At 57.6% G+C, this 2,500-nt stretch carries 2 rRNA genes (1 of these 2 cut by a window edge); both read left to right on the top strand.

The annotated features are described in order from the left end of the window. Window positions 1–2,235: ribosomal RNA gene (locus WI697_RS27305) — 23S ribosomal RNA — on the top strand (it extends 510 nt beyond the left edge of the window). Window positions 2,236–2,363: 128 nt separating this feature from the next. Continuing rightward, window positions 2,364–2,478, top strand: a 5S ribosomal RNA gene (rrf, locus tag WI697_RS27300). Window positions 2,479–2,500: the final 22 nt, after the last annotated feature.

The raw sequence follows: 2,500 nt of genomic DNA, 5'->3' as shown, positions 1-2,500 counted from the left end.
TACAAGCAGTCGGAGGGCGCAAGCCTGACGGCGTACCTTTTGCATAATGGGTCAGCGAGTTACTTTATCCAGCAAGCTTAAGCCGATAGGTGTAGGCGCAGCGAAAGCGAGTCTGAACAGGGCGACTGAGTTGGATGAAGTAGACCCGAAACCGGGTGATCTAGCCATGGGCAGGTTGAAGGTGCGGTAACACGCACTGGAGGACCGAACCCACGTCTGTTGAAAAAGACGGGGATGACCTGTGGCTAGGGGTGAAAGGCCAATCAAACTCGGATATAGCTGGTTCTCCGCGAAAACTATTTAGGTAGTGCGTCACGTGATTACCCCTGGGGGTAGAGCACTGGATGGGCTAGGGGGCCTCACCGGCTTACCAAACCTAACCAAACTCCGAATACCAGGGAGTACAGCGTGGCAGACAGACTGCGGGTGCTAAGGTCCGTAGTCGAGAGGGAAACAGCCCAGACCACCAGCTAAGGTCCCCAAGTTGCGGCTAAGTGGGAAAGGATGTAGGACGGCCATGACAACCAGGAGGTTGGCTTAGAAGCAGCCATCCTTTAAAGAAAGCGTAACAGCTCACTGGTCTAGATAAGCTGTCCCGCGCCGAAGATGTAACGGGGCTAAAGCCGTACACCGAAGCTGTGGATGCACCGTATGGTGCGTGGTAGCGGAGCGTTCCGTAGGCCTGTGAAGGGTGACCCGTGAGGGCGCCTGGAGGTATCGGAAGTGAGAATGCTGACATGAGTAGCGACAAACAGAGTGAGAAACTCTGTCGCCGAAAGCCCAAGGGTTCCTGCGCAAGGCTAATCCGCGCAGGGTGAGTCGGCCCCTAAGACGAGGGCGAAAGCCGTAGTCGATGGGAAGCAGGTTAATATTCCTGCACCTGTGGGAAGTGACGGATGATGTAAGTTGTCGGGGCTTACTGGATTGTTCCCGGCAGCGAAGTTGTTCCAGGAAATAACTCCCACGTACAGACCGTACCCGAAACCGACACAGGTGGGCTGGTAGAGTATACCAAGGCGCTTGAGAGAACGATACTGAAGGAACTCGGCAAATTACCCCCGTAACTTCGGGAGAAGGGGGCCCCGTTCCTGGGCAACCAGGGGCGGGGGGCACAGACCAGGGGGTGGCGACTGTTTACTAAAAACACAGGGCTCTGCGAAGCCGCAAGGCGACGTATAGGGTCTGACGCCTGCCCGGTGCCGGAAGGTTAAGAGGAGGGGTTCACGCTCTGAATCGAAGCCCCGGTAAACGGCGGCCGTAACTATAACGGTCCTAAGGTAGCGAAATTCCTTGTCGGGTAAGTTCCGACCCGCACGAATGGCGTAACGACTTCCCCACTGTCTCCAGTATCGACTCAGCGAAATTGAATTCTCCGTGAAGATGCGGAGTTCCCGCGGTCAGACGGAAAGACCCCGTGCACCTTTACTACAGCTTTGCAGTGGCACTAGGGACTGAATGTGTAGGATAGGTGGGAGCCTATGAAGCCACGGCGCCAGCCGAGGTGGAGGCAACCTTGAAATACCACCCTTTTGGTTCTTGGTGTCTAACCGCGCTCCGTGATCCGGAGCCGGGACCCTGCATGGCGGGTAGTTTGACTGGGGCGGTCGCCTCCCAAAGAGTAACGGAGGCGCGCGATGGTGGGCTCAGGCCGGTCGGAAATCGGCTGTCGAGTGCAATGGCATAAGCCCGCCTGACTGCGAGACTGACAAGTCGAGCAGAGACGAAAGTCGGCCATAGTGATCCGGTGGTCCCGAGTGGAAGGGCCATCGCTCAACGGATAAAAGGTACGCCGGGGATAACAGGCTGATAACCCCCAAGAGTCCATATCGACGGGGTTGTTTGGCACCTCGATGTCGGCTCATCACATCCTGGGGCTGGAGCAGGTCCCAAGGGTTCGGCTGTTCGCCGATTAAAGTGGTACGTGAGCTGGGTTTAGAACGTCGTGAGACAGTTCGGTCCCTATCTGCCGTGGGTGTAGGAGACTTGAGAGGATCTGTCCTCAGTACGAGAGGACCGGGATGGACGGACCTCTGGTGCACCAGTTGTGGCGCCAGCCGCATCGCTGGGTAGCTATGTCCGGAAGGGATAACCGCTGAAAGCATCTAAGCGGGAAACCTCCCTCAAAACCAGGTCTCCCTTGAGAGCCGTGGAAGACCACCACGTCGATAGGCCGGGTGTGTAAGCGCAGCAATGCGCTGAGCTGACCGGTACTAATCGCTCGATCGGCTCGAAAGATCCCCGCCGCGCCCAGAACCGGGCCCGCGGCCCACGAAGCTTGCACACACATCACAAAATCAGACGATCTCGCGCTCAGAGCTTCCGGAAGCACCGCTTCCGGATTGTCCCTCCGTGCGGTTTCATGACCTGGTGGCTATGGCGGACGTGAACCACCCGATCCCATCCCGAACTCGGCCGTGAAACCGTCCTGCGCCAATGGTACTTCGTCTTAAGACGCGGGAGAGTAGGTCGCTGCCAGGTCTTGCAACCGCATGGACGGACA

This window comes from Tistrella mobilis, from assembly GCF_039634785.1.
GTDB lineage: Bacteria > Pseudomonadota > Alphaproteobacteria > Tistrellales > Tistrellaceae > Tistrella > Tistrella mobilis.
This window is presented reverse-complemented; position numbering and strand designations above follow the sequence as displayed.